The 24,712-nt window shown below is 37.7% G+C and carries 18 protein-coding genes; 9 read left to right on the plus strand and 9 right to left on the minus strand.

What is annotated here, in order from left to right; translation table 11 throughout:
• Positions 1-128: 128 nt before the first annotated feature.
• The gene (gene carB / locus ACR30L_RS15175; protein WP_435235087.1) at positions 129-3,359 is read right to left on the minus strand and encodes a carbamoyl-phosphate synthase large subunit; all 3,231 of its coding nucleotides are present in this window, start codon (positions 3,357-3,359) and stop codon (positions 129-131) included.
• Positions 3,360-3,390: 31 nt separating this feature from the next.
• Positions 3,391-4,527: a glutamine-hydrolyzing carbamoyl-phosphate synthase small subunit gene (carA, locus tag ACR30L_RS15180; protein WP_435235088.1), complete on the minus strand. Its 1,137-nt coding sequence runs from the start codon at positions 4,525-4,527 to the stop codon at positions 3,391-3,393.
• A gap of 431 nt (positions 4,528-4,958) precedes the next feature.
• On the opposite strand from carA, the gene ACR30L_RS15185 reads away from it, so the two are divergent.
• Together ACR30L_RS15185 and ACR30L_RS15190 are read left to right on the plus strand one after the other, a co-directional pair.
• Entirely contained in the window at positions 4,959-6,416 is a 1,458-nt protein-coding gene (locus ACR30L_RS15185) for an aminoacyl-histidine dipeptidase (protein ID WP_435235089.1), read from the plus strand.
• Between the two features lie 425 nt (positions 6,417-6,841).
• Positions 6,842-8,299 (plus strand): aminoacyl-histidine dipeptidase, encoded by a 1,458-nt coding sequence (locus tag ACR30L_RS15190; protein WP_435235090.1) that lies wholly within the window; start codon positions 6,842-6,844, stop codon positions 8,297-8,299.
• A gap of 19 nt (positions 8,300-8,318) precedes the next feature.
• Here ACR30L_RS15190 and ACR30L_RS15195 read toward each other — a convergent pair whose 3' ends face one another.
• Positions 8,319-8,945: a helix-turn-helix domain-containing protein gene (locus ACR30L_RS15195; protein WP_435235091.1), complete on the minus strand. Its 627-nt coding sequence runs from the start codon at positions 8,943-8,945 to the stop codon at positions 8,319-8,321.
• 458 nt (positions 8,946-9,403) lie between these two features.
• Between ACR30L_RS15195 and gcvH the strand changes: the two genes are divergently transcribed.
• Both gcvH and gcvP read left to right on the plus strand, forming a co-directional pair.
• Complete coding sequence (gene gcvH / locus ACR30L_RS15200; protein WP_435235092.1) at positions 9,404-9,793, plus strand: glycine cleavage system protein GcvH; 390 nt, start codon at positions 9,404-9,406, stop codon at positions 9,791-9,793.
• 106 nt (positions 9,794-9,899) lie between these two features.
• Positions 9,900-12,776, plus strand: a complete 2,877-nt coding sequence (gene gcvP, locus ACR30L_RS15205; protein WP_435235093.1) for an aminomethyl-transferring glycine dehydrogenase — start codon at positions 9,900-9,902, stop codon at positions 12,774-12,776.
• Positions 12,777-12,988: 212 nt separating this feature from the next.
• Here the strand turns inward: gcvP and ACR30L_RS15210 are convergent, their stop codons facing one another.
• The 3 genes from ACR30L_RS15210 to ACR30L_RS15220 form a co-directional block, all read right to left on the minus strand.
• Entirely contained in the window at positions 12,989-13,585 is a 597-nt protein-coding gene (locus ACR30L_RS15210; protein ID WP_435235094.1) for a hypothetical protein, read from the minus strand.
• 311 nt (positions 13,586-13,896) lie between these two features.
• Positions 13,897-14,739 (minus strand): hypothetical protein, encoded by an 843-nt coding sequence (locus ACR30L_RS15215; RefSeq protein ID WP_435235095.1) that lies wholly within the window; start codon positions 14,737-14,739, stop codon positions 13,897-13,899.
• A 122-nt stretch (positions 14,740-14,861) separates the two neighbouring features.
• Positions 14,862-15,290, minus strand: coding sequence for a hypothetical protein (locus ACR30L_RS15220; RefSeq protein ID WP_435235096.1), 429 nt, complete (start codon positions 15,288-15,290; stop codon positions 14,862-14,864).
• Between the two features lie 400 nt (positions 15,291-15,690).
• On the opposite strand from ACR30L_RS15220, the gene ACR30L_RS15225 reads away from it, so the two are divergent.
• The 4 genes from ACR30L_RS15225 to ACR30L_RS15240 all read left to right on the plus strand — a co-directional run bounded on the left by ACR30L_RS15225 (position 15,691) and on the right by ACR30L_RS15240 (position 18,129).
• Positions 15,691-16,098 carry a hypothetical protein gene (locus ACR30L_RS15225; protein ID WP_435235097.1) on the plus strand — a complete coding sequence of 136 codons (408 nt, stop codon included), beginning with the start codon at positions 15,691-15,693 and terminating at the stop codon, positions 16,096-16,098.
• 556 nt (positions 16,099-16,654) lie between these two features.
• Positions 16,655-17,089, plus strand: coding sequence for a hypothetical protein (locus tag ACR30L_RS15230; RefSeq protein ID WP_435235098.1), 435 nt, complete (start codon positions 16,655-16,657; stop codon positions 17,087-17,089).
• A gap of 261 nt (positions 17,090-17,350) precedes the next feature.
• Positions 17,351-17,542, plus strand: a complete 192-nt coding sequence (locus tag ACR30L_RS15235) for a hypothetical protein (RefSeq protein WP_435235099.1) — start codon at positions 17,351-17,353, stop codon at positions 17,540-17,542.
• Positions 17,543-17,547: 5 nt separating this feature from the next.
• Positions 17,548-18,129 carry a hypothetical protein gene (locus tag ACR30L_RS15240; protein ID WP_435235100.1) on the plus strand — a complete coding sequence of 194 codons (582 nt, stop codon included), beginning with the start codon at positions 17,548-17,550 and terminating at the stop codon, positions 18,127-18,129.
• Positions 18,130-18,205: 76 nt separating this feature from the next.
• Here ACR30L_RS15240 and ACR30L_RS15245 read toward each other — a convergent pair whose 3' ends face one another.
• From ACR30L_RS15245 to ACR30L_RS15255, 3 genes are all read right to left on the minus strand, one after another.
• Entirely contained in the window at positions 18,206-19,177 is a 972-nt protein-coding gene (locus ACR30L_RS15245; RefSeq protein ID WP_435235101.1) for a coproporphyrinogen III oxidase, read from the minus strand.
• 151 nt (positions 19,178-19,328) lie between these two features.
• Positions 19,329-20,288, minus strand: coding sequence for a sensor domain-containing diguanylate cyclase (locus tag ACR30L_RS15250; RefSeq protein ID WP_435235102.1), 960 nt, complete (start codon positions 20,286-20,288; stop codon positions 19,329-19,331).
• Positions 20,289-20,496: 208 nt separating this feature from the next.
• Positions 20,497-22,635 (minus strand): tetratricopeptide repeat-containing diguanylate cyclase, encoded by a 2,139-nt coding sequence (locus tag ACR30L_RS15255; RefSeq protein ID WP_435235103.1) that lies wholly within the window; start codon positions 22,633-22,635, stop codon positions 20,497-20,499.
• Between the two features lie 581 nt (positions 22,636-23,216).
• Between ACR30L_RS15255 and gcvT the strand changes: the two genes are divergently transcribed.
• A complete protein-coding gene (gene gcvT / locus ACR30L_RS15260; RefSeq protein ID WP_435235104.1) occupies positions 23,217-24,335 on the plus strand; it encodes a glycine cleavage system aminomethyltransferase GcvT in 1,119 nt (372 codons plus the stop codon).
• The last annotated feature ends 377 nt before the right edge of the window (positions 24,336-24,712 follow it).

The following is a 24,712-nucleotide window of genomic DNA, read 5'->3' on the forward strand; positions in this document are numbered from 1 at the left end:
ACATATTTAATACAATTGGTTTATTTATCAATCTTAGCTAAGTCATAAAAAAGCCCCGCAAATGCGAGGCTCTGAACGTCGAGTTTAACTAAAAAGCGGTTAGCTAAAATCTGACCGCTAATAGATATTTAACCCGTAATACGTTTATGTAACTCTTGTACTGAGTTAACTCTTGCTTCCGGTGACGTTGGATTAGCAAGGTGAGCCTGACAAGTTGCTAGGGCACCATTTAACGTAGTTGTGTAGTTCACCTTATAACGTAAAGCAGCACGACGTAATTGACGAGAATCTTCTATCGCCACACGACCTTCCGTAGTATTGATAATGTAGGCATATTCATTGTTCTTAATATGATCAAGAATATGAGGACGACCTTCCTGCACTTTATTCACAAGACGCGCTTGAATACCAGCTTCCTGTAAAATCATCATAGTGCCGTGTGTTGCATCAATTTCAAAACCTAAATCAATCAGATTCTGCGCTAAATTCGCAACACGTTTTTTATCACTGTTACGCACGGAAACTAATGCACGACCAATTGCAGGCACTTCTTTCGTTGAGCCAAGATCTGCTTTTGCGTACGCGGCAGCAAAGGTCATACCAACGCCCATCACTTCACCGGTACTGCGCATTTCAGGACCTAAGATAGGATCTGAACCAGGGAACTTATTGAAAGGTAATACAACTTCTTTTACCGAATAATAAGGTGGAATAATCTCTTCCGTTACACCTAATTCTTTCAGAGTTTTACCCGCCATCACACTTGCACCAATTTTAGCAATGGGTACACCCGTTGCTTTCGATACGAAAGGTACGGTACGTGCAGCACGTGGATTAACTTCAATCATGTAAACTTGATTGTCTTTCACAGCAAGCTGCGTATTCATTAAACCAACCACGCCAAGTTCAAGTGCTAATGAGCGAATATAACCACGCATCTCATCTTGAATTTCTTTACTTAATGTATAAGGAGGTAATGAACATGCAGAGTCACCCGAGTGAACACCCGCTTGTTCGATATGTTCCATAATACCGCCGATAACCACATCAGTACCGTCACAAATCGCATCAATATCCACTTCAACCGCATCATCTAAGAAACGGTCAAGTAATACCGGCGATTCATTAGAAACGCTTACCGCTTCTTTGAAGTAACGACGTAAATCAACTTCATCGTAAACAATTTCCATTGCACGACCACCTAATACATAGGAAGGACGTACGACTAACGGATAACCAATACGTGTTGCAGAGGTAACGGCCTGTTCAAGAGTTGTTACCGTATCATTTTCAGGTTGTTTTAATCCTAAACGTTCAACTACTTGTTGGAAACGTTCACGGTCTTCGGCACGGTCAATCGCTTCAGGAGACGTACCAATAATCGGCACACCCGCTGCTTCAAGTGCGCGTGCTAATTTAAGCGGTGTTTGTCCACCGTATTGCACGATAACGCCCTTCGGCTGTTCAACCCGAACAATTTCAAGTACATCTTCAAGAGTAATCGGTTCGAAGTATAAACGATCCGATGTATCGTAATCGGTTGATACGGTTTCAGGGTTACAGTTCACCATAATGGTTTCGTAACCATCGTCACGCATCGCCATTGCCGCATGAACACAACAGTAATCGAATTCAATACCTTGGCCGATTCGGTTAGGCCCACCACCAATAATCATGATTTTTTCACGATCCGATGGATTCGCTTCACACTCTTCATCGTAACTTGAATACATGTAAGCCGTATCCGATGAGAACTCTGCAGCACAGGTATCAACACGTTTGTATACAGGACGAAGATTGAATTTTTCGCGCAATTTACGAATTTCTAATTCGGCAACACCCACTACAGTCGCAATGCGGCTATCGGCAAAACCTTTACGTTTTAGACGTTTTAAAGTAGCTTCGTCAAGAGAACGTAAACCACCCTCTGCCAATGCTTTCTCTTCTAAAATCAGATCTTCAATTTGTACTAAGAACCAATGATCAATCTTAGTAATCGCATATAGCTCATCGATACTCATGCCTAAACGGAATGCGTCACCGATATACCAAATGCGCTCTGCACCAGCTTCACGTAATTCGTAAAGTACTTTTTCCTTCGCACCTTCGTCATTTATATCAACCATTGGGCTGAAACCATCTACGCCCACTTCTAAACCACGTAATGCTTTTTGCAATGATTCTTGTTGATTACGACCAATCGCCATCACTTCACCAACGGACTTCATCTGTGTCGTTAAACGGTCATTTGAGTTAGCAAATTTTTCAAAGTTAAAACGCGGAATTTTAGTCACAACGTAATCGATTGTCGGCTCAAATGATGCAGGGGTTTTACCACCGGTAATATCATTTTGTAACTCATCTAGGGTGTAACCAATCGCTAATTTAGCTGCGATTTTAGCAATCGGAAAGCCCGTTGCTTTTGATGCTAATGCAGATGAACGTGATACACGAGGATTCATCTCAATCAGTACCATACGACCATCGGCAGGGTTAATACCGAATTGTACGTTTGAGCCACCGGTTTCAACACCAATTTCACGTAATACTGCCAAAGAAGCATTACGCATTAATTGATATTCTTTATCGGTTAATGTCTGTGCAGGCGCAACGGTAATTGAATCGCCGGTATGAATCCCCATTGGATCGAAGTTTTCGATAGAACAAACAATGATACAGTTATCATTTTTGTCACGAACCACTTCCATTTCGTACTCTTTCCAACCGATTAATGATTCATCGATAAGCAATTCAGTCGTTGGAGAAAGATCCAAGCCATTTGAACAAATATCGTCAAACTCTTCTTTGTTATATGCAATACCGCCACCGGTTCCGCCCATGGTAAAAGAAGGACGAATAATACAAGGGAATCCTACCATGTCTAATACACCGTAGGCTTCTTCCATGGTATGTGCGATACCGGCACGAGGACATTCAAGGCCGATATTCTTCATTGCTTTATCAAAACGATTACGATCTTCCGCTTTATCAATCGCATCGGCTGTCGCGCCAATCATTTCAACATTGTATTTAGCAAGTACGCCTTTTTCTTCAAGTTCAAGCGCACAGTTAAGTGCAGTCTGACCGCCCATTGTCGGTAGCACCGCGTCAGGACGTTCTTTAGCAATAATTTTTTCTACAACTTCCCAGTGAATCGGCTCGATGTAAGTCGCATCCGCCATTTCAGGATCAGTCATAATCGTTGCAGGGTTAGAGTTAACCAGTACAACGCGGTAACCTTCTTCTTTTAATGCTTTACATGCTTGTGCACCGGAGTAATCAAACTCACAGGCCTGACCGATAACAATCGGTCCCGCACCAAGAATTAGGATGGTTTTTAAGTCATTACGTTTTGGCATCTGATATTTACCTTTCTATTCTGATCGTTAACTAGGCGTTTTTGTACTGTTCAATTAATTCGATAAAGTGATCAAATAAGGGTGCTGCATCATGCGGACCCGGGCTAGCTTCTGGGTGACCTTGGAAACTAAACGCAGCTTTATCAGTGCGGTGAATCCCTTGAAGTGAACCATCAAATAATGAAACATGCGTGGCACGAAGGTTATCGGGTAACGTCGTTTCATCGGCAGCAAAGCCATGGTTTTGACTCGTAATCATCACCACACCACGGTCTAAATCTTTCACCGGATGGTTGGCACCATGATGCCCAAATTTCATTTTCACGGTTTTTGCACCGCTTGCTAATGCAAGTAATTGATGCCCTAAACAGATCCCAAACACAGGAATATCTGTTTTTAAAATTTCTTGAATCGCTTCAATCGCATAATCACAAGGTTCTGGATCGCCAGGGCCATTCGACAGGAAAACACCATCAGGATTCATTGCTAGTACTTCACTCGCCGGTGTTTGAGCTGGAACAACGGTTAATTTACAGCTACGGTCAACGAGCATACGTAAAATATTACGTTTAGCACCGTAGTCATAGGCGACAACATGATATTTACAATCCTCATTATCTGCTGGTAAACCACCGGTTAATGTCCAGCTTCCCTGTGCCCAAGTAAATGTTTCCGCCGTCGTGACTTCTTTTGCTAAATCCATTCCTTTCAAACCAGGAAATGCCTTAGCTTGCGCCAATGCTTGTGCTTCATCAATATCATCACCCGCAACGATACAGCCAGCTTGCGCCCCTTTTTCACGCAGAATACGTGTCAGTTTACGGGTATCAATATCAGCAATACCAACCACATTACGCGCTTTTAAATAATCACTTAATGAAGCTTGGTTTCGGAAGTTGCTTGCTAAAAGGGGAAGGTCTCGGATAACTAAACCACATGCGTGGATGGCAGAAGATTCTTCATCTTCATCATTGGTGCCAGTATTGCCTATATGTGGGTAAGTGAGTGTAACGATTTGTCGTGCGTAGGATGGATCAGTCAAAATTTCTTGGTAACCTGTCATGGAAGTGTTAAAAACAACTTCACCAACAGAACTTCCAACAGCGCCGATTGCAACGCCCTTAAATATAGTCCCGTCTTCGAGTACCAGTATGGCGGAATGACTCAAGATAACCTCCGTGAAAGCAATAAAAATATAATATCGACTTTGGTGGAAAATTATCTTTTTTCCACCAAAAAACGTAATTTTTGGTAAATTCGCAGTAGTTTATAGATCTTGGCCGCAATTAACCATTATTTTTTCAAAAAAAAACCAACTTTTGGAATATTTATGCATTAAAAGGCAATATTTATTCACCGTCAACCTCTTTTATCATAAAAATATCCTCAATATTCATATTGCACTTATTTAACTTATTAAATAACAAATTAATAATTTCTTGGCTGTGCGCTACTTTACTCATACAAATATCAAAAGAATTAAATATACAGCTTTCCAATTTATTCATTAGCAGGTAAGTTATTTATTAAAGCCGTCAAATAGTTACATTTCTAAGCTGACCGCTATCGTTACCAATTTAAGATAAAAAAGGCCTCATAATGCAACAATTACAATCAACTAAAGCCGCTTCACTCTGGTCATACTTCCTTAATATATGTGCCATCCCTCGACCATCCAAACACGAAGAAAAAATTAGTCAGTGGATCATTAATTGGGCCAACGAAAAAAATATTGCTTGTAGCCAAGATAAAGCCGGTAACCTTATTTTAAGCAAACCAGCCAGTGCCGGTTACCAAGATAAAACGCCGGTAATTTTGCAAGCGCATTTAGATATGGTGCCGCAAAAAAACAATGACAAACAGCATGATTTCTTGACCGATCCAATTACCCCAATTATTACCGATGGATGGTTACATGCCGATGACACTACGCTAGGTGCAGACAATGGTATTGGTATGGCGTCTTGTTTAGCGGTGTTAGGTGACGATACGCTTGAACACGGCCCGTTAGAAGTACTATTAACTAGTGATGAAGAAACCGGCATGACCGGCGCTTTCGCTCTTGAAGCCGATGCCCTAAAGGGAAAAATTTTAATTAATACTGACTCTGAACAAGAAGGTGAACTTTACGTCGGTTGTGCGGGTGGTATTAATGTAAATATTAACTTCCCCTATGAAAAAATGGAATCAGACCCAAACAACAGTGCCTATGAAATTACCTTAGCAGGTTTAAAGGGAGGACACTCCGGGGTTGATATTAATCTACAACGCGGTAATGCATTAAAATGTTTAATCGATGTATTAATCAATTTAAATGCAATCCCCTTTCAACTTGCCTTTTTTGAAGGAGGAACATTACGCAATGCCATTCCGCGTGAAGCCCATGCCGTGATTGTCTGTCCTCCGGAATATCAAAATAGTCTAGATATAGTGATTAATACATTACAGATAGATCTCCAGAATAAATTCCAAGGTAGTGAAGATAATTTAAAGCTAACGATAAAAGAATGTGAGCTGCCATTGTCGGTATTAACCAGCAAATCACAGTCAACACTATTGGCTTGTCTGCATGACTGTGAAAATGGTGTTTTTGCCATGGATTGTAATTTTTCTGATGTGGTACAAACCTCAAGTAACCTAGGTGTTATTATTCAACATAGCTGTTCACCGACGTATTTTGAAATGGAAATTCTTATCCGTTCTCAAATTGAACATGAAAAACAACTTCGCGCCGATAAAATTATTACACACTTCCAAAAGCACGGCGGAAAATGCGTAAAAGACGGCAACTATCCTGGTTGGAAACCGAATCCCAATTCAGCTATTTATAAAATCATGGCAGAGCAATATAAAAGCTTGTTTAAAAGAGAGCCAGAAACCATGATTATTCATGCGGGATTAGAATGTGGTTTATTCTGCGATAAATACCCTCAATGGGACATGATTTCCTTTGGTCCAACCATTAAATTCCCTCACAGCCCTGCTGAAAAAGTAAACATCGCGAGTGTTGATAAATACTGGACATTATTAGTCGCAACATTAAAGGCAATTGATTAAAACTAAAACCTCAAAAACGGTGGGCAATCAACAGAATACGCTCACTGTTAAATCCTTCACGATTCACGCATTTAAAAATAACGAAATGTGATATTAGCTGCACCATATTAAAGGTACTTGCACCGCTCATGTGCGTTTAAAAAAGTAAAAAGAATCGGTGCTTAACCCAACTTATCAATTAGCCATACTCACTTCTCACTCCATTTTAAAAACAGCATCGATAATGGCGCATTTTTTGCAACAATACATTGTGGGTAACAAAAACCACACATTGGGTAACAGACATCGCAACCGATATAGTATGTAAATATCAGTTAATCATGAAAGATTAAATTAATAAAAAGCATCCAGTACACGGATAGACACTGGCTAAGCCCTAAATACGCAAACATAATAATCTATGCTTTCACTTAAAAGGTTTGAATATGCAAACATTACAAACAACAAAAGCAGCGACAGTCTGGTCGTATTTTCTGAACATTTGTACCATTCCCCACACATCAAAACACGAACAACAATTAACAAACTGGATTATTAATTGGGCCAAAGAAAAAAATATAACCTATTCCCTCGATGACGTTGGCAACCTATTATTACGCAAAGCCGCCACACCAGGATATGAACAAAAAACGCCAACCATCCTGCAAGCTCACCTTGATATGGTGCCGCAAAAGAACCACCTCAGCGACCACAACTTTTTAACTGATCCAATTCAACCGATTATCAAAGAAGATTGGATGCATGCAACAAACACGACATTAGGCGCTGACAATGGGATCGGCATTGCATCTTGTTTAGCGATACTTGAAGATGAATCCATTAAACACCCACCTTTAGAAGTTTTATTAACGACCGACGAAGAAACCTCAATGGCAGGTGCATTTGGTTTAAAAGCCAAAACCTTACAAGGTAAAATATTAATTAATACCGACTCCGAGCAGGAAGGCTCGCTGTATGTGGGTTGCTCTGGCAGTGTCGATCTCAATATCACCTTCCCTTCTATCAATGTTCCAACAAACCCCGATAAAAAAGCCTTTGAAATATCCTTAAAGGGACTAAAAGGTGGTCACTCGGGTCGAGACATTCATTTACAACGCGGTAATGCAATAAAATTATTAGTTGAAGTCTTAGATAACCTAAAAGAATTGCCCTTTCAATTAAGTACGTTAGAAGGTGGAAACTTACGAAATACTATCCCACGGGAAGCACATGCCACTATCGTGTGTAATGAAAAACTACAAGGTAGCCTCAGCGTGGTTATTAATAGTCTACATGCGACTTTGGTTGATCGGTTTCATAATAGTGAAGATAGCTTGGAATTAACCATTCAGCCTTGCGCGTTACCCGAGACCGTCATATCAGAACAATGCCAACAGGATTTTTTAAACTGCCTACATAAATGCGAAAACGCCGTATTAGCCATGGATCCTGATTTTTCGAATGTAGTCACTTCTTCCAGTAATCTTGGAGTGATTATTCAAAAAAATGAAGCGCAACCTCATTTTGTCATTCAATTTCTAGTACGTTCTCAAATTGAACATCAAAAGGTGTTAATCGTCGAGCAGATTGCAGAAGCATTCAAGCGGTGTGGTGCAAAGTATCGTATTAATGGGAACTATCCGAGTTGGAAAGCGGATCTCGATTCCAACATCTATAAAACAGTGAGTGCGCAATACCACAAGTTATTTAACAAAGCACCACAGGCAATGATTATTCATACCGGACTTGAATGTGGTTTATTTAGTAATAAATACCCAGACTTGAGTATGATATCCTTTGGCCCAACCATTAAATTCCCACATACGCCGGGTGAAAAAGTAAACATTCCCAGCGTCGATAAATACTGGCAGCTATTATTAGCAACCCTAGAAGCAATCGATTAAATAATGGAGAGATATTTGATTAAGATGCAGTTATCCAAAGAATAAGTGCATCTTCTTCACTGATTGAAATCAGCATATGCCCCATATTTGCATCGTAATAAACGGAATCGCCTTCCTTTAAATTAACCGGTTCATAGAACTCCGAAAAGAAAGTGATCTCACCCGATAACACTAACAAGAACTCTTCACCGTCATGACGGATCCACTCAGAAAACTCTGCAAAATCACGTGCTCTAACGAGCGATTTAAAGGGCATCATTTTTTTATTGGTTAATTGCGTCGCTAATAACTCATGCTCATAGGTCGAGGTTGGATGTGTTTTCCCTTCTTTATTAAGGGTAATATCACGACGTCCCGTTGCACTAACTTGTTTAGGTGGCGCAAACAACTGCGGTAAATCAATTTGTAATCCCGTCGATAATTTTTGCATCACCTGAAAAGTTGGCGATATTTGCTCATTCTCAATTTTAGATAGAGTAGAACGCGCTAATCCGGTTTTTTGACTAGACTCTTCTAGCGTCAATCCTAATGACTTACGAATTTCTTTTAAACGCTTTCCTAGTTTAATAGGCTCGATTTTATCCTCACTTTGATCGTAAGAAATCATCATTGATGGATAAACATCTTGCTGAAAAACCTCTGTCATTACTGCCCTCTTTACTCTGCTACAAACTAATTATCAACGGTGACGAATTGGCTATTATTCAAATTAAACGCAATTTAATCGAGAAAAGTTTCCTTTTGGAAACTTTTTTTCTAAAAACGATGGAATAACCAAAATATCCCACATATAATATCCGAAACCGTTAGATTTTATCGAATTATTTACCCATAAACATTGATGTTAAGCGCCTATTTTCTGTTATAGATTATAATTTAGGCATAAAATCAAAGGTAATCAATCCTTAGGGTATTTAATTCAATAAAGACTCTAAATTCCACTATTGGAAACATTTTACACTTTATTATCGAAAAACTATCAATACATTATGTCATCACGTAATGAGATAGTTCATTGAACCAAGATACCAAGCGACTGGTTTAAACTGTTTTTAACTGGGTCGCTAAATTAATTTCATACAACAACCGAGAAAAGGATTTAGCATGGAAACGACATTAAAATTCGCAGAAACACACGAATGGGTACTCGATAATGGTGACGGTACAATTACATTAGGTATTTCAAACCAAGCACAAAAATTTTTAGGTGACGTGGTATTTGTTGATTTACCAGAAATTGGCGACGAAACCGAAGCCGGTGAAGCTTTTTCATTAGTTGAATCCGTCAAAGCCGCTTCAGATATCTACTCGCCCGTTACAGGTGAAGTCATTGAAATCAATGAAGACCTAGAAAATAGCCCAGAATTAATTAATGAATCGCCTTACTCTGCGGGTTGGATTGCAAAAATCAAACTATCGGATGCAGCAGAATTAGATGATCTTTTATCAAGCGAAGATTATCACGAAGCAAATGAAGATGAAGACCAAGAATAATTAAACACAAGCCAATATCAATGAGGTGGCTCCCGCCTCAATTTTCTAACCACTATTTATTATTTCAACATAGTACGCGTGTTAAATAAATTATTCAGGAACAGATATGACACTTCTCGATACATTAAGTGATAGCAGTGAATTTGCATCTCGTCACAACGGCCCCACCCAAACCGAACAAAAAAAAATGTTGGATACGATTGGCTTGCAGAGTATTGAACAGTTAATTAAACAAACTGTACCTGCAGCAATCAACCTACCAAACGCATTGCAATTAGATGCGCCACAAAGCGAAGCGGAAATGCTTGCTTCACTGAAAGCCATTGCCAGTAAAAATATCATTAATCGTAGTTTTATTGGTCAGGGTTATTACAACACGTTCACGCCCAATGTTATTTTACGTAATGTATTAGAAAATCCAGGCTGGTACACGGCCTACACACCTTACCAACCTGAAATTTCTCAGGGGCGATTAGAGTCACTATTAAACTATCAGCAAATGATCATGGACTTAACGGCCATGGAATTAGCCAATGCCTCGTTATTAGATGAAGCAACCGCCGCCGCTGAATCAATGTCATTATGTAAACGCGCAGGAAAAAGCAAAAGTAACGTCTTTTTCGTTGCCGACGATGTCCACCCGCAAACCTTAGATGTTGTTCGTACTCGTGCTGAATATGCAGGGTTTGAGATAGTAATTGGTAAAACAGCCGAATTAGATAACCACGACGTATTTGGTGCGTTACTGCAATATCCAGGCACAACGGGTCATGTTGAAGACCTTTCCGAGATCATTGAAAAAGCACACGCCAAAAAAGCACTGGTGGCCGTCGCCTCTGATTTATTAGCCCTCACACTACTTAAAGCCCCCGGTGAAATGGATGCCGATGTGGTGATTGGTAGTGCGCAACGTTTCGGCGTTCCGATGGGATTTGGTGGGCCACACGCTGGGTTTATGGCAACCAAAGACAAATTTAAACGTACCATGCCAGGCCGTGTAATTGGTGTATCTAAAGATAGCAAAGGCAATCAAGCACTACGTATGGCGATGCAAACACGCGAGCAACATATTCGCCGTGAAAAAGCGACGTCGAACATCTGTACCGCACAGGCTTTGCTTGCCAATATGTCTGCTTTTTATGCGCTTTATCATGGTCCAGAAGGACTGCGTAAAATCGCTCGACGCGTTCACCACCTCACAGCAATTCTTGCGAATGGGTTACGCAGCGAAGGCATTGCATTAGCGAATCAAACCTTTTTTGATACCTTAACGCTAAATACAGGCGATCAAAGTGAAGCAATTTACCAACGTGCGCTTGCTCAGGGCATGAACTTACGCCAACTACCAGCAACTTCACAACTTGCTATTAGCCTTGACGAAACCACCAGCTTGAAAGATATTGAAGATCTATTACTTGCGATCACCAATAAATCGCCATCGGTAACTGAATTACAAACCCAAGTTTCCGCAGACGAATTTGCTGCTATTCCCGTTGCATGTCAACGCACCAGTGAATACTTAACTCACCCAGTCTTTAGTCAATATCACAGCGAAACGCAGATGATGCGTTACATGAAAAAGCTAGAAAATAAAGATTATTCACTCACCCACGGTATGATCCCGCTGGGCAGTTGTACCATGAAACTGAATGCCGTTGCAGAAATGCTGCCCGTCACTTGGCCTGAGTTTGGGCAAATGCATCCCTTTGCACCAAGCAATCAAAGCTTAGGTTATCAAGCTCTCGCTGAAAAACTATCGGCAATGCTCTGTGAAATCACAGGCTACGATGGCATGTCACTTCAACCAAACTCCGGTGCACAAGGGGAATATGCGGGATTAATTGCCATTCAACGATACCACCAGCACAACGGTGACGATCAACGTCATGTTTGTTTGATCCCAAGTTCAGCACACGGTACGAATCCAGCTTCTGCGACAATGGCATCGATGAAAGTAGTTGTTGTGGGATGCGATGACGAAGGCAATATTGATATTAACGATCTAAAAGACAAAATTGAAAAACACCGCGAACAACTTTCTTGCATCATGATCACCTACCCGTCTACCCACGGCGTTTATGAAGAAGGCGTACAGGAAGTTTGTGAATTGATTCATGAAGCGGGAGGTCAAGTTTACCTTGATGGCGCCAATATGAATGCACAGGTTGGCTTAACCAGCCCAGGCTTTATTGGTTCCGATGTATCACACCTTAACCTGCATAAAACATTCTGTATCCCACATGGCGGTGGCGGCCCAGGTATGGGACCAATTGGTGTAAAAGCGCATCTTATCCCTTTCTTACCCGGACATGTAGAAAAAGATCTATCCGATGAGCAACAATATGCAGTATCGGCCGCTGAATTAGGGTCTGCTTCTATCCTACCTATTTCCTATGCGTATATCGCGATGATGGGAACGCAGGGATTAACCGAAGCAACCGAGTTAGCTATTTTGAATGCCAACTACATCATGGAACGTTTACGCCCCCATTATCCAGTATTATTCCTTGGTAAACAGGGGCGCGTTGCCCATGAATGTATTCTTGATATTCGTCCTATCGAAGCTAAATCTGGTATTTCTGGTGAAGATATTTCAAAACGACTAATGGATTACGGTTTCCACGCGCCAACCATGTCATTCCCAGTACCGGGAACGCTAATGATTGAGCCAACGGAATCAGAAGACCTAGCAGAGTTAGATCGCTTCTGTGATGCCATGATTTCGATTCGAGAAGAAATCACTAACGTTCAAAATGAAGTATGGAGTGCAACGGATAACCCATTAATCAATGCACCGCATACTCAAGTTGATTTAATGGAAAGCGAATGGACACATAACTACAGTCGCGAACTCGCTTGTTTCCCGAGTGCGCACAGTAAAGATTCAAAATACTGGCCAACGGTTAACCGCGTCGATAACGTATTTGGAGATCGTAATTTAGTATGTTCTTGTCCGAGTATCGAAAGTTATATGGCAGAATAATGGTTTTTGTCACTTTCGAATAAAGTTTGAAACTAAATACGGCCAAAATGCGAGACAAATTGTCTCGCATTTTTTATTGGTTGTTATGCATCAGTTTTAGGAAATGATAGCTAGGACATCCATCAATTTAACAGTTCACTCTAACGAAAACCAAAACAAGATCCACCACAAAAGCTATGGGTGTCCGTGAATATTCATTTTAAAGATCTTTGTTAGCCATTATCTAAAGATGAAAGTATTTCTTTATTTGAAATATCTGGATTTCTTTTAATTCCCAATATATATGGAAATTCAAAACGCTTCATATACTCAACAGCTATTTTATACTTTTTATTTCTTACCAAAATATCCTCAGAATCAAGGTTATCGCGATTTATAATATTTTCAATAGCTTCTATAAGGCACAAGAGTTTATAGCGAGGTAAAAAATATAGAATAACTAAAGGAATAATAACGACCGGGATGAGTAATATAGCGACAATGAAACAAAAAGGTAAAACTCCAATCTGAAATGAACTATTAAAACCAGCAATAATTATTAATACAAGTGCAAAAAAAGAATTGAAAAGTGAAAGGAGCTTCAGTGTAAATACAAACTTAACATAACCAAATAATATGCTTTTCCAGCCATAGGTGCTTACATACCTGTAATCTTCCTCATTCAACATTGTTTTTATTGTGTAATCACCAAGTTCATTCGAACCATGAAAAAATTTATTTAGCCGTGGAACAAGATCAAAAAAAACGAATATTGCATTCACTGCAAAAGCGACTTCCCATAAACTATTGAAATTCTCAATTCTGAGCATAAACACTCCTAATGGCTAACGAGGCTGTAGAATTTCTCATTTTCAGCCTAATTATTTAAAATAAAAACCACATTAATTCACATTTACTTGAGATTCAAATAGATTATTCTCTTTTCAATAAATGATTGATTAAATTGAGTTGTAAAGGTGTTTATAAAGTTAATTAGGCTGAATTGTTGCGGTTTAAGGGCTTAACCCTTGGATTAATGTAAACTATTCCTTAACTTCTAGACAGCTAGTGACCATATATGTCCGCTAATTTTGAGTTATGGGTGTCCGCTAGTTTTGCTAAATGGGGTTCCGAGAATATTTCAATTTTCTGACTCAAACCAAGATGAAGTAACAATTTCAAAGTCAGATTCATCTACGCTGATATCAGTTGGATCATCGACCGATAACTCAACAGACACACTAAATGGATAGTCTTCTGAGAATGCAGTAAAATCCTCGCCTTTACCGTATTCTTGACTCACATAAACCGTACCTAAAACCGCTACAGTAATCCCATTATCTTCTAGATAAGTTACTATCAGTTCTTCTGGTGATACTGAATCTACAATGACGTTGCTAGCCAGTATGTCTAACTCACTAGGGAAATTGTTGATTATATAATCGAATATATGATCTTGTACTATATCTGGAATACTATTTACAACAAGGTTTTCCATTGAGTCGATCTCTTCAACAACCTCTCTAGAGCGTTGGATTATATACTTCATATCTGCATAGAATTTTTTAGGGCAAGCTTTAAAATGCTTCTCCGTAATATGCGTATATTTATTAAAAAAGTTGAACTCTTTAAGGTAGTCCTTGATGCTCTGGTTTAGCTCTTCTAAGATGAGCTTGTCCAAATATAAATCAGCTAAATATCCTTGAGCGCAGTACTTGAGCTTTTGGCGACGTGTAACATCAAATTTGTCACTTTCTTTTTCGTACCATGATGCTTTCTTAACTATGCTATCAGGAGCCTTTCTATTTATTATCTGTAGTACAAGCTCTCGCATCGAGAATGAAAAATTATGGAATCGAAGTGGATTTCCATGTGAACAATAATTCCGCAAACTTGCTACAAACAAACCCCTTTCAAAATCAGTAACCAATAACTCTTCAAAGTCTTTAATGTAATCGTATTGTAAAAGATGTTTTAATTTCATTATACATTGCTTATTTTATGAAGCTTAACGGCTTGCGCACTGGCGAGTATGTTGGCGTCGTTTTTGCTGCCTATTTTTGCAAAAACGGCGACAATTGTATCGAGTCCACGTGCAGCAACTTCTTAGCTGTTTTTTAATTTATTCTGTAATTTTTCTTTTTTTGCTTCTAGACGAACACATGCTTCTTTGAAATTTTTCAAGTTGTCATAACGCTGCCAAAACTTATAAGCGACGGCTGCGACTAGAAACCACAAAGAAAATTGTAAAATTGAAGCAACAAAATTTAGTGTTACATCACCAAAGAAAGAAAATGCATTAGGTAATACATTTGCAAGAGCTATTAAAAAAAACATGAAAAATAAGCCTCTAAAAGAACTACGGTTCATTTCTACGCTTGATTTTTTCATCGCTTCTAGGTGAGTTATCTCGAATTCAATAGAATCAAGATCATCCATAATAGTTTTTTTCTTATAGGCTCGATATATCTTATTTATAGCTAACACTATAAACCCGCCAATTACGCTCCAAAATAAAGCGCTTAATGCTTCCATACTAATTACCTCTAGTTATACAACTAACAGCTATATTAACTTTCAAAAAGTCACAATCCCGTAGCAAAGACCGCAACCATTTATTAAAAATATTTAGATTAATTTAATCACAATTTCATTTTTTATCAAGGATTTAAAATAAAACATAAAATATATATATTTCAAAAAAAATGACTAAAAGTAATCATTACGGAGGACAGACGCCCCATTTACGATGCTGTATATAAAATCACTTTTTTATCTTAAGTTACAACGTTAAAAAGCTGGGACATCCATCCCTTTACTCATATTATTTCTTCATAAGTGGTAAAATTACTAATTGAATATTGGTAAAATGAAGAGTTTAATTATCTGTTATTCACTGCGCAAAAAAAGTGTGCTCTTTACAACGGATGTCCACATGCGATTTATCAATAACTCTTTTATAAACTTATCAAAAAGAATTAAAAAACGATTGGTTTTTTATGACTTAGAGTCTGTAGGTTTATTTGATGGAGACATCACTTCAAAAAATATCCCTTTACTTTTTAATATCAAAGAACAAAGTATCAAACTATCACTTCAAGAGCTTATGCCATTAAATGAATTGATTAATACTGATGAGCAGTTTAATTTTAATGCAGATGATATAGCTTTAGCATTATCCTTCGGTATTAAAAAGTTAGGAAATATAAAAAGATTTAATGGAAGCAGAGAAGGATTAAAATTGTACTTTTATGTAGTCAATGACCTTTTTTGCATATTTTCATTTGGTGAATACCAATCAGGTCGTTTTCTGTGTATTTATGAAGCATCAATAAAACTATAACAACATAAAATGGTCGGCACCTCTATCTACTAACACTAAAAATGGGTATTCATACTTATTATTCTTTATTTTACCGTAAACTAAAACGCGTAAAAAAACGGCCATCCATACAATCTAACCAACAAAACATGGTAAAAAACAAGGTATGCTAATCACACTTGTTATTGCAATTCTAATTCGGAAGATGAAAGTAAATATAAGTAATAGATGTCCAATGTTTTTTTAATACGAAACTCTCTCACTCCTGCATAATGGTTTTTATATATTTTATTTAGTTGATAAAATATATAAGCTTGGTATTGTTATGTCAAAATAAAATAAAATTAATACACCATTTTCATTGACCGTAAATAATTATTTTTGATTTGTAAATTTATCATCTACGAGACATCGAATACTCCTAGTTTTATAACATATACACTTTCTAAGTAATTATTTTCCTTGTCAAACTATTGCAGAAAAATTACTGCACTGGACGCTCTGCTTTTCAAAGTACTCAAACACAGCAAGAATACCAAAGACTGGTAAATCAAGCATTGGATTACAAGGATGAGACGTGACTAAAATTAATAATATATTTCAAATTCTAGGAATTTTGGCAACTATATTTTCCACTTATCTTGCTTATCTGACTTTTACCAATGATACAGACTATTCTGATGCTTCAGGTGTGGATGTGATAAAACTAAAGGTTGCTAATGTAGTCGCACCAAAAGGTTACACTTTAACTAATCCCCGAATAAATGTTATAAAGAAAAATTCTCACTTTGTTGTTAAAGAAAAAGATACTGCGTATTTATTTCAAAATGAAAGAATCCCATTTTCAGTTAAAAAGGGATACGACGACAAGGTTTTTTTACTAATCAATGGAAAAGGATACTACTTAGGTCTCGGTAATACAGTAAAAATACTTAATTCTGATTGTATTCTGTGGCTATATTCAATCGAGTCCAAACATTACAGTATTGAATTAAGATGTGGAAAAATATAAGAATAAATAGCAAATGTGATAGCCATACCTTTTACTATTTATTGAAAGCATGCAGTCGCATTATTCAAAGGGCTTATGCTTCATTTTTGGCTTTCTACCTGAATACTTGTAAACACAAATGCCCTACCATACCCTCACTATATTAACATGTGTTACAACAACGAACGACTTCATTCTTTTTTAGATTATTGCAGTCCAAATCATTTTTAAACGGTAAACTGGTATTTAGAAAAAATAGCTTCATTAGGATGTGTGAATTTAATGAGCAGATCATTTCACTCAAAAATGCACACCGCAAAATATTATTTGAATGTAGAATATTTACTTGAGCAGACCATTGCTGAAAACCTAGGAAAAGAAGGAATCATCGAAACGCTCCAAGAAATTGGCGAGTCCTTAGAAGACGGTGACTTCCCTATCGATGAATTACTCGCAAACAAAACAACTAAGTAATCACTATGACAGAATTTAATAAAATATTTACAATTGCAATTAACCCAGATAAATACTTGTATCTACAAGAAACACTCCTTGAACAAAGTTTACAAGTAACTGAAGCCCCCTCATATTTATTCGATGGTAAAAGCAAGCGTGATGCATGGGTATCGCAAAACATTGATTGGTTAATTGACCCTGAAGACAAACCTTTAAAAAAACCAGATATAGCGGGGTTAGGTGCAACAGTCTTTTGTGTACCAGAGAAAGTAGCTGAATTATTGAAACCGGGTTTACAAAGCGGATGTGAATTCTTACCGATGAATTTAAATGGTGAACCTTGGTTTTCACTCAATATTGTCGGTACTGAAAATGCGATTAATGAGAACTTAACTGAGTGGAATATGCGCAGAGGAAAAATTAGTCGTATAAGGCGCTTTAATAAACTCGTATTAAGTAAAGATAAGATTAGAAATAATGGACTTTTTAGAGTTGAAAATGCAGGGTTACTTACCTTTACCACTGATGCAGAAGGAAGTCTCTATAGTATTGTCCAACAATATAAATTAAAAGGTTTAAATTTCAACGAAGTAGAAGCAGTTTAAAAAGACGGGAATCCTATACTTTTTATTCTTTATTCTAAACAAGTCATCCAACTAAAAGAAAACATTATATTGATAACTAATCCGTTACTCTTTCGTTATTTTTATAATATCGACGAATAACCATCGCTATTTCTGCTTTTTTTTCAGGCGTGATATGTACAATTTTTTGTGATGGTAATAACTCCACTAATGCTTCAACAAGTGGCTGTTGGGGAGTTGGAGAGTCTGCAATCCAACTTTGCAGTAAATCGCGATTGATGTAAGCAGGTAACGAACCTAATGTGCCGACGTCATTTTGATTGTGAATTAATAACCCCGCAGTGGTGCCCTTATCAAGGGTTAATACTTGGTAAAAATACAAGGTGTGGTAATCCACCTGTTGTTGCAACGCTAAATCGGAAGGAGGCGGTAAACAGCTTAATTTATCGGTTAATATGTCGATATAGCAATCAATAACATTCTTGGCAAAATCAATCGCAAATAAAGGTGATGTTTGTTCATTGCCAGTAAAGCCTTCAAGATAAAAATGACTCACACCTCGGTGTTTATTTAAAGCTGGAATATAAAAATAGTGATTACCTTGTTCAATGCCACTCTCAAAAAATTCGCCACTGCTTTGCTTAAGCATCTCATTAAATAAAGCCGTATCGTTATCATCGACGATAGCCGGGTTTAAATCGGCCATTAATCGCCAATATTGTTGACCATTTTTTAATTCAGTCCAACTGACATGAAGATGTACAGAGGGCGCGAGTGGATATTGAGGGTGAATAATCGTTGATAATGCCGTGGCGGATAAAAAAGCTTTTTCTGGGTTATCTTCATATTGCACTTGAGAGACGTTAACGGAAGCACGATTAAATACGTCATTACTCGTTGCTTCAAAGCGCTCTCCCCCACCATGAGTACCGTTATCACGAAGCCATTCAATACCATTAAATGTAGTGCCAGTAGAGACTTTTTTTAATTTATCGACAAAATACTGCTGTACTTGGCTAAGATGAGTTAAAGCAAATTTTGCTTTGGCTGAAGTGGCAAGTAAGCGCATAAATAACCCTGTCAATCACGTGATATAAATAATTCAGATAATAAAATTTAACTATTGAGGATGTGAGCCCTCATACTTTTTATTATTTATTTTACTACAAAGTAAAGAAATAATTCAGCGAAAGAAATGGTTACCCGTTCAATTTATTTTTCTATTTATTGGTGGCATGTTTATTACTATACATTTTAGTATCTGCATCGCATAAAAATGCTTCAATTGTGGCATGCTTGTTGTGGTCAAACTCAACAATACCAGATGAAAATGATACTGCTAAATCCGGTTGTTTTGACTTAAGATATGAATTTAAAGCATTTTGAAACTCATCGATCACTGCCTTTGCTTCTTTAAGGGAAATACTGCTTAGTAAAATAATAAACTCATCTCCCCCCAATCTTGCGATAATATCTGACTCTCTCAACGAGGCGCTTAATAAATTGGCAAATGAAGTTAAAACGAAATCGCCCGTGGCATGTCCAAAACGATCATTAATTGCTTTAAATTTATCTACATCTAAATAAACAAGCACGACTGGAAATGTATTTCTAAGACTCAAGTTCAGTGTGTTATTTGCCAGTGAAATAAATCCTCGTCGATTCAATATACCTGTTAAGTCATCATGTGTTGCAAGTTGTAAAGCTGACAGTTCAATTTCAACCGTTGCAGCAAGATCTTTTAAAGCTGCGATATCATCACTATTAAAAGTACGAGTCACGTGGTCAACAATACATAATGTCCCTAATCGATAACCGTTTACAATCAGTGGGCAGCCTGCATAAAATTCGACGTACGGTTCACCAGTCACCATCGGGTTATCTGCAAAACGCTCATCTTTACTTGCAGCATAAATAATAAACACATCGTCATCTAAAATAGCATGACCACAGAATGAAATTTCACGCGGAGCCTCATTGAATGTTAACCCCAAACAAGATTTAAACCATTGCCGGTTTTCATCCACTAATGTCACCAAAGCGATAGGCACATTAAACATTCTCTCTGCCATCCGTGTGATGCGATCAAAACGTTCTTCAGCAGGCGTATCTAAGACATCCAAAGATTTAAGTGTTTCGAGCCGTTTTGCTTCATTTTCTGGAATATCCGCAGGTTTCATAAATAGTCCTGATAATAACTAAAGTATTTATGCAGATTATACTAATCTATCGACTTAATAATAATTCGCATTTATAAAATATCAAAATGACAAGACATCGACACCTTTTATTTATGTTAATTCAACCAAAAATCCCATAAAAAGACAGAGCATCCACGGTTATTGAGATTAAACCGACATTTAAGCGATTGCGGTGTTGGCAACCTTGCTAGTCGGATTCAATAAGTTGATGCTCCCATACTGATACGCGATTTCTACCTTGATATTTTGATTGATATAGCGCCATATCGGCCCGCTCAATTAAGGTCAGATTACATTCGACGTCATTATCTAGGGAAGCAACACCAAAACTACAAGTCACTTTTATTGACTCATAATGCGAATCTTCAATCTTTTGTCGTATTTTTTCAGCTATTTCCTCTGCTTCTTGTTCGCTTGAGTTAGGCAATAAAATACAAAATTCTTCCCCCCCAAATCTCGCGACAGTGTCACTTTCGCTGGTGTTATCCAATAAAATCTTAGCAACACCTTGTAATACTTTGTCACCGGTAGTGTGACCATGGGTATCATTAATGGCTTTGAACGAGTCGATATCGGCTAACACCACGGCGTATTGCTGCGGTGCTTCTTCACTTCCAAAGCTTTTGTTAAAGCGTAGATATAATATTCGTCGATTATAACAATTAGTTAATGGATCTCTTGAGGCTAAATAATCCAGTTCGCGATTTCTTGCTCGGGTATTTCTATATTGATAGAGGATATAAAGCGCGAGTATCGAAAATACCGAGAGTACAGTGATGAGTAATAAATTAGCAAAACTATTTTTTTTAATTTCTAAATCAGAAATTTGTTGCAACTGCTTCATAATCGCCAGTTCATTTTGTTGCTTGTTTAATTTTAAGGCATTTAATTCTGCATTTTCGCGTAAGCCCTTCAGCTCACTTTCTAATTTATAAGAAGCTAAAATCACTTGGTTTTTAGTAAAGTCGATATTTTCTCGTTCTTTTTGAATAACCTGTGATAGTTGATATATTTTCTCTGAATATTCAAGCGACTTATCTAAGTTCCCTTTCATTTTTTCACTTTCTTTTAACCAATGATAAGTGTTCATTTCATCGGCTTTAGCATCAACTTCTGAAGAGAGCGTTAACGCACGTTCAAATAATACGATGGCCTGCTCAATATCTTTATCCAACGTGATTTGCCCTAAATAATTAAGGGATTGAATTTGAAACTCAATTTGCTCATATTCAATGGCTAATGCTAAGGACTGATCAAAATAACGAGTCGCCATTATCGGTTTTTCTTGATCTAAATAACTGCGCCCTAACAATAGGTATATTCGAGTCGTTTTTGAAAGCTTATTGATTGACTGATAAATATCCAATGCCGTCGTTAACATATCGATGGATTCTGGTAAATTATTTTGAAGCGAGTTAATCACCCCTAGTTCACGAAATGCCGCTGCACGGGTTTCTGACTTCACCTGTTCAATGGGTAAATCAATGGTTTGCGTATAAAATGATTTTGCATTATTTAATTGTTGCAAATTGGTGTAGATCAAACCAATCTGATTATCGACTTCAGCTAAATGACGCACATCATTTTGTTGCTCATAAATCATTTTTGCCTGTTGAATATAATCTAACGATTTCTCATAATGGCCTATATTTCGATAAATAATCCCCGTGGTTAGTAGTACCTGTGCATAGCGTAATGATGTGCTATCCGACGAGAGTATATCTAAACTTCTCTGTGCATGATCAAGTGCTCTAATATAGTTTTTCTGCTTATTCTCAGCCATCGCAATGTTTTTTAACGCAATAGCGATAGCTAAACTGTCTTTTCTTGTTTGCTGTATTAAGAGTGACTTTTGATAATAATTAATTGACTGGGGTAAATTTTCTAAGTGTTTGTAACATTGAGCTATCTCGTGATAAAGCGAGGCTAATAATTTTTGTGATTTATCATCATCCCCCTCAATAACTGAAATAGCTTTTTCGTATTGTGTAACGGCATCGTTATAATTTTTCTGTTTATAATTTAGCTTTCCAGCCATGGTATAAACATCGATAAGCATGGATGTATTTTGCAGGGCATTCATATCACTCAATAACGCATCCATAATGAGCTCAGCGGCGGCATAGTCTTTTTTCTTTACTAACGCACTTACCTTATCTAATTGAATTTTAATCTGTTTACTAGAAACCAAGGTACCTTCTGACGACAATGCTATTGTGTTATTTTGAGCACGAGTATTTGATGTCATAAAAATAAGTGCAAGCACTAAAAACAACAAACTTATTGTTAGTCGGGTAGAAGCTATACGCGTGTTTCTATCATACATATGAGATATGCCTAAAATAAATTTAATATGGAGCATTAATTATAGTGCCAATTGATACAGATGAAATCTGTAAATGCTTTTAATCTAAATGGCGATCATATTTAACCGTGAATATAAACGATCTTAGTTTAGAAAGAACACGTTATTTCACTGATTCATATAAGAAAGAGTTTATTGTTTACTCAACGCCCCACACAAAACAAACAACAAATTTCCAATAGGAAACTTAAACCCAATAAGCAATCCAGTAATTTATATTGAAAAAAACAGAATTAATTTATAAAATAACTCACAATCACCCGCTATCAAAGCAATCAAAAAAGCCATCTAAAATATAATTAACCACATTACTTACAAACACTTAAAATAAAAAACACAGACAGTGAAATGACAAAATTTAGCTATGAACAAATAAATAGCATTGCATATCTGATAAATTCTCACTGCCTATAACATTGATTTAAAATAAATAAAGTTTACTATAGGAAACATCGTAAAATAATGATTAAAGTCATCGATGCGTAATGTTTTTTTTGCATCGGCCCAATTGCATCAATAGTAAATAATGGAGTGATATATAGATGTCGGAACAACTACTAACTACCCCTTTACATGCGTTACATATCGAAATGGGCGGAAAAATGGTGCCATTCGCAGGTTATGATATGCCAGTACAGTACGCACTCGGTGTACGTAAAGAGCACTTACATTGTCGCGCATCTGCCGGATTATTTGATGTTTCCCATATGGGACAATTACGCCTTATTGGTGAAAATGCAGCACAAGCAATCGAGTCGCTTGTTCCCGTCGATATTATTGATTTACCTGCAGGCAAACAACGTTATGCTTTTTTTACCAATGACCAAGGTGGTATTAGTGATGATTTAATGATCACTAACTTTGGCGATCATCTTTTTGTTGTGGTAAATGCCGCCTGCAAAGCACAAGATATCGCTCACCTTCAAGCCAATTTACCTGCCGATGTAAAAATTGAAATTATTGAAGATCGCGCATTATTAGCACTTCAAGGCCCTAAAGCAGCACAGGTATTAGCGACAATGAATCCAATCGTCAATGATATGGTATTTATGGATGCAGCGATTATCGAGCTTGACGGTATTTCGTGTTATGTCAGCCGTTCTGGTTATACCGGCGAAGATGGTTTTGAAATTTCAGTCCCAGCGTCCGATGCCAGCGCATTTGCAAGTAAGTTACTTGCCTTTGCAGAAGTTGAATGGATTGGTTTAGGCGCACGAGATTCATTACGCCTTGAGTGTGGTTTATGTTTGTACGGACATGATTTAGATCCGACAACCACTCCCGTTGAAGCCAGTTTATTATGGGGGATCAGTAAAGCACGTCGCGCCGATGGACCTCGTCCTGGAGGATTCCCAGGTGCTGATATCATTCTTGAACAAATACAATCTAAAGCAGTTAGTCGTAAACGAATTGGGTTAGTCGGTCAATCTCGAGCCCCTGTTCGTGAAGAAACCAAACTATTTGATAAGAACGATAATGAAATAGGGATAGTTACCAGTGGCACCTTTGGTCCTTCAATCGGGATTCCCGTTGCGATGGCCTATGTTAATAGTGATTTTACTACGATTGGTATGGAAATATTTGCTGAGGTACGAGGTAAAAAGCTGCCTATGACAGTGACTAAAATGCCATTTGTTGCACAAAGTTACCATCGCGGTTAAATAACCACGGTATTCCTAAGTACAAATAAAATACGCCAGTATTACGCTGGCGTAATTAACACTAACAACGCGTGAGTTGCAAGAAATATTTGCTCTCACGCTGATTTTCATCATACTTTCGCATTATTTTACTAAGCTCAATAGCAAGCCTTCAAGATGATTCATCTACCCTACCGAATATATATACCCGTTACCAATCAAGATGCGTTTATCAGTCACTAGCTCGGATACCAAGGCAAGGCGTAACATGGTGACCTTTCGAGCGATTAACTGCGTTAATCCTCTATCGGTAGATGTAAAAACAAGACTTTACATCTTTAATGGCTAGTCCTTATCGAATGTTATAACGCAGTATTGCCATGGTTTATAAGAAACGA

This window comes from Psychromonas saccharinae, from assembly GCF_051201515.1.
Classification (GTDB): Bacteria; Pseudomonadota; Gammaproteobacteria; order Enterobacterales; family Psychromonadaceae; genus Psychromonas.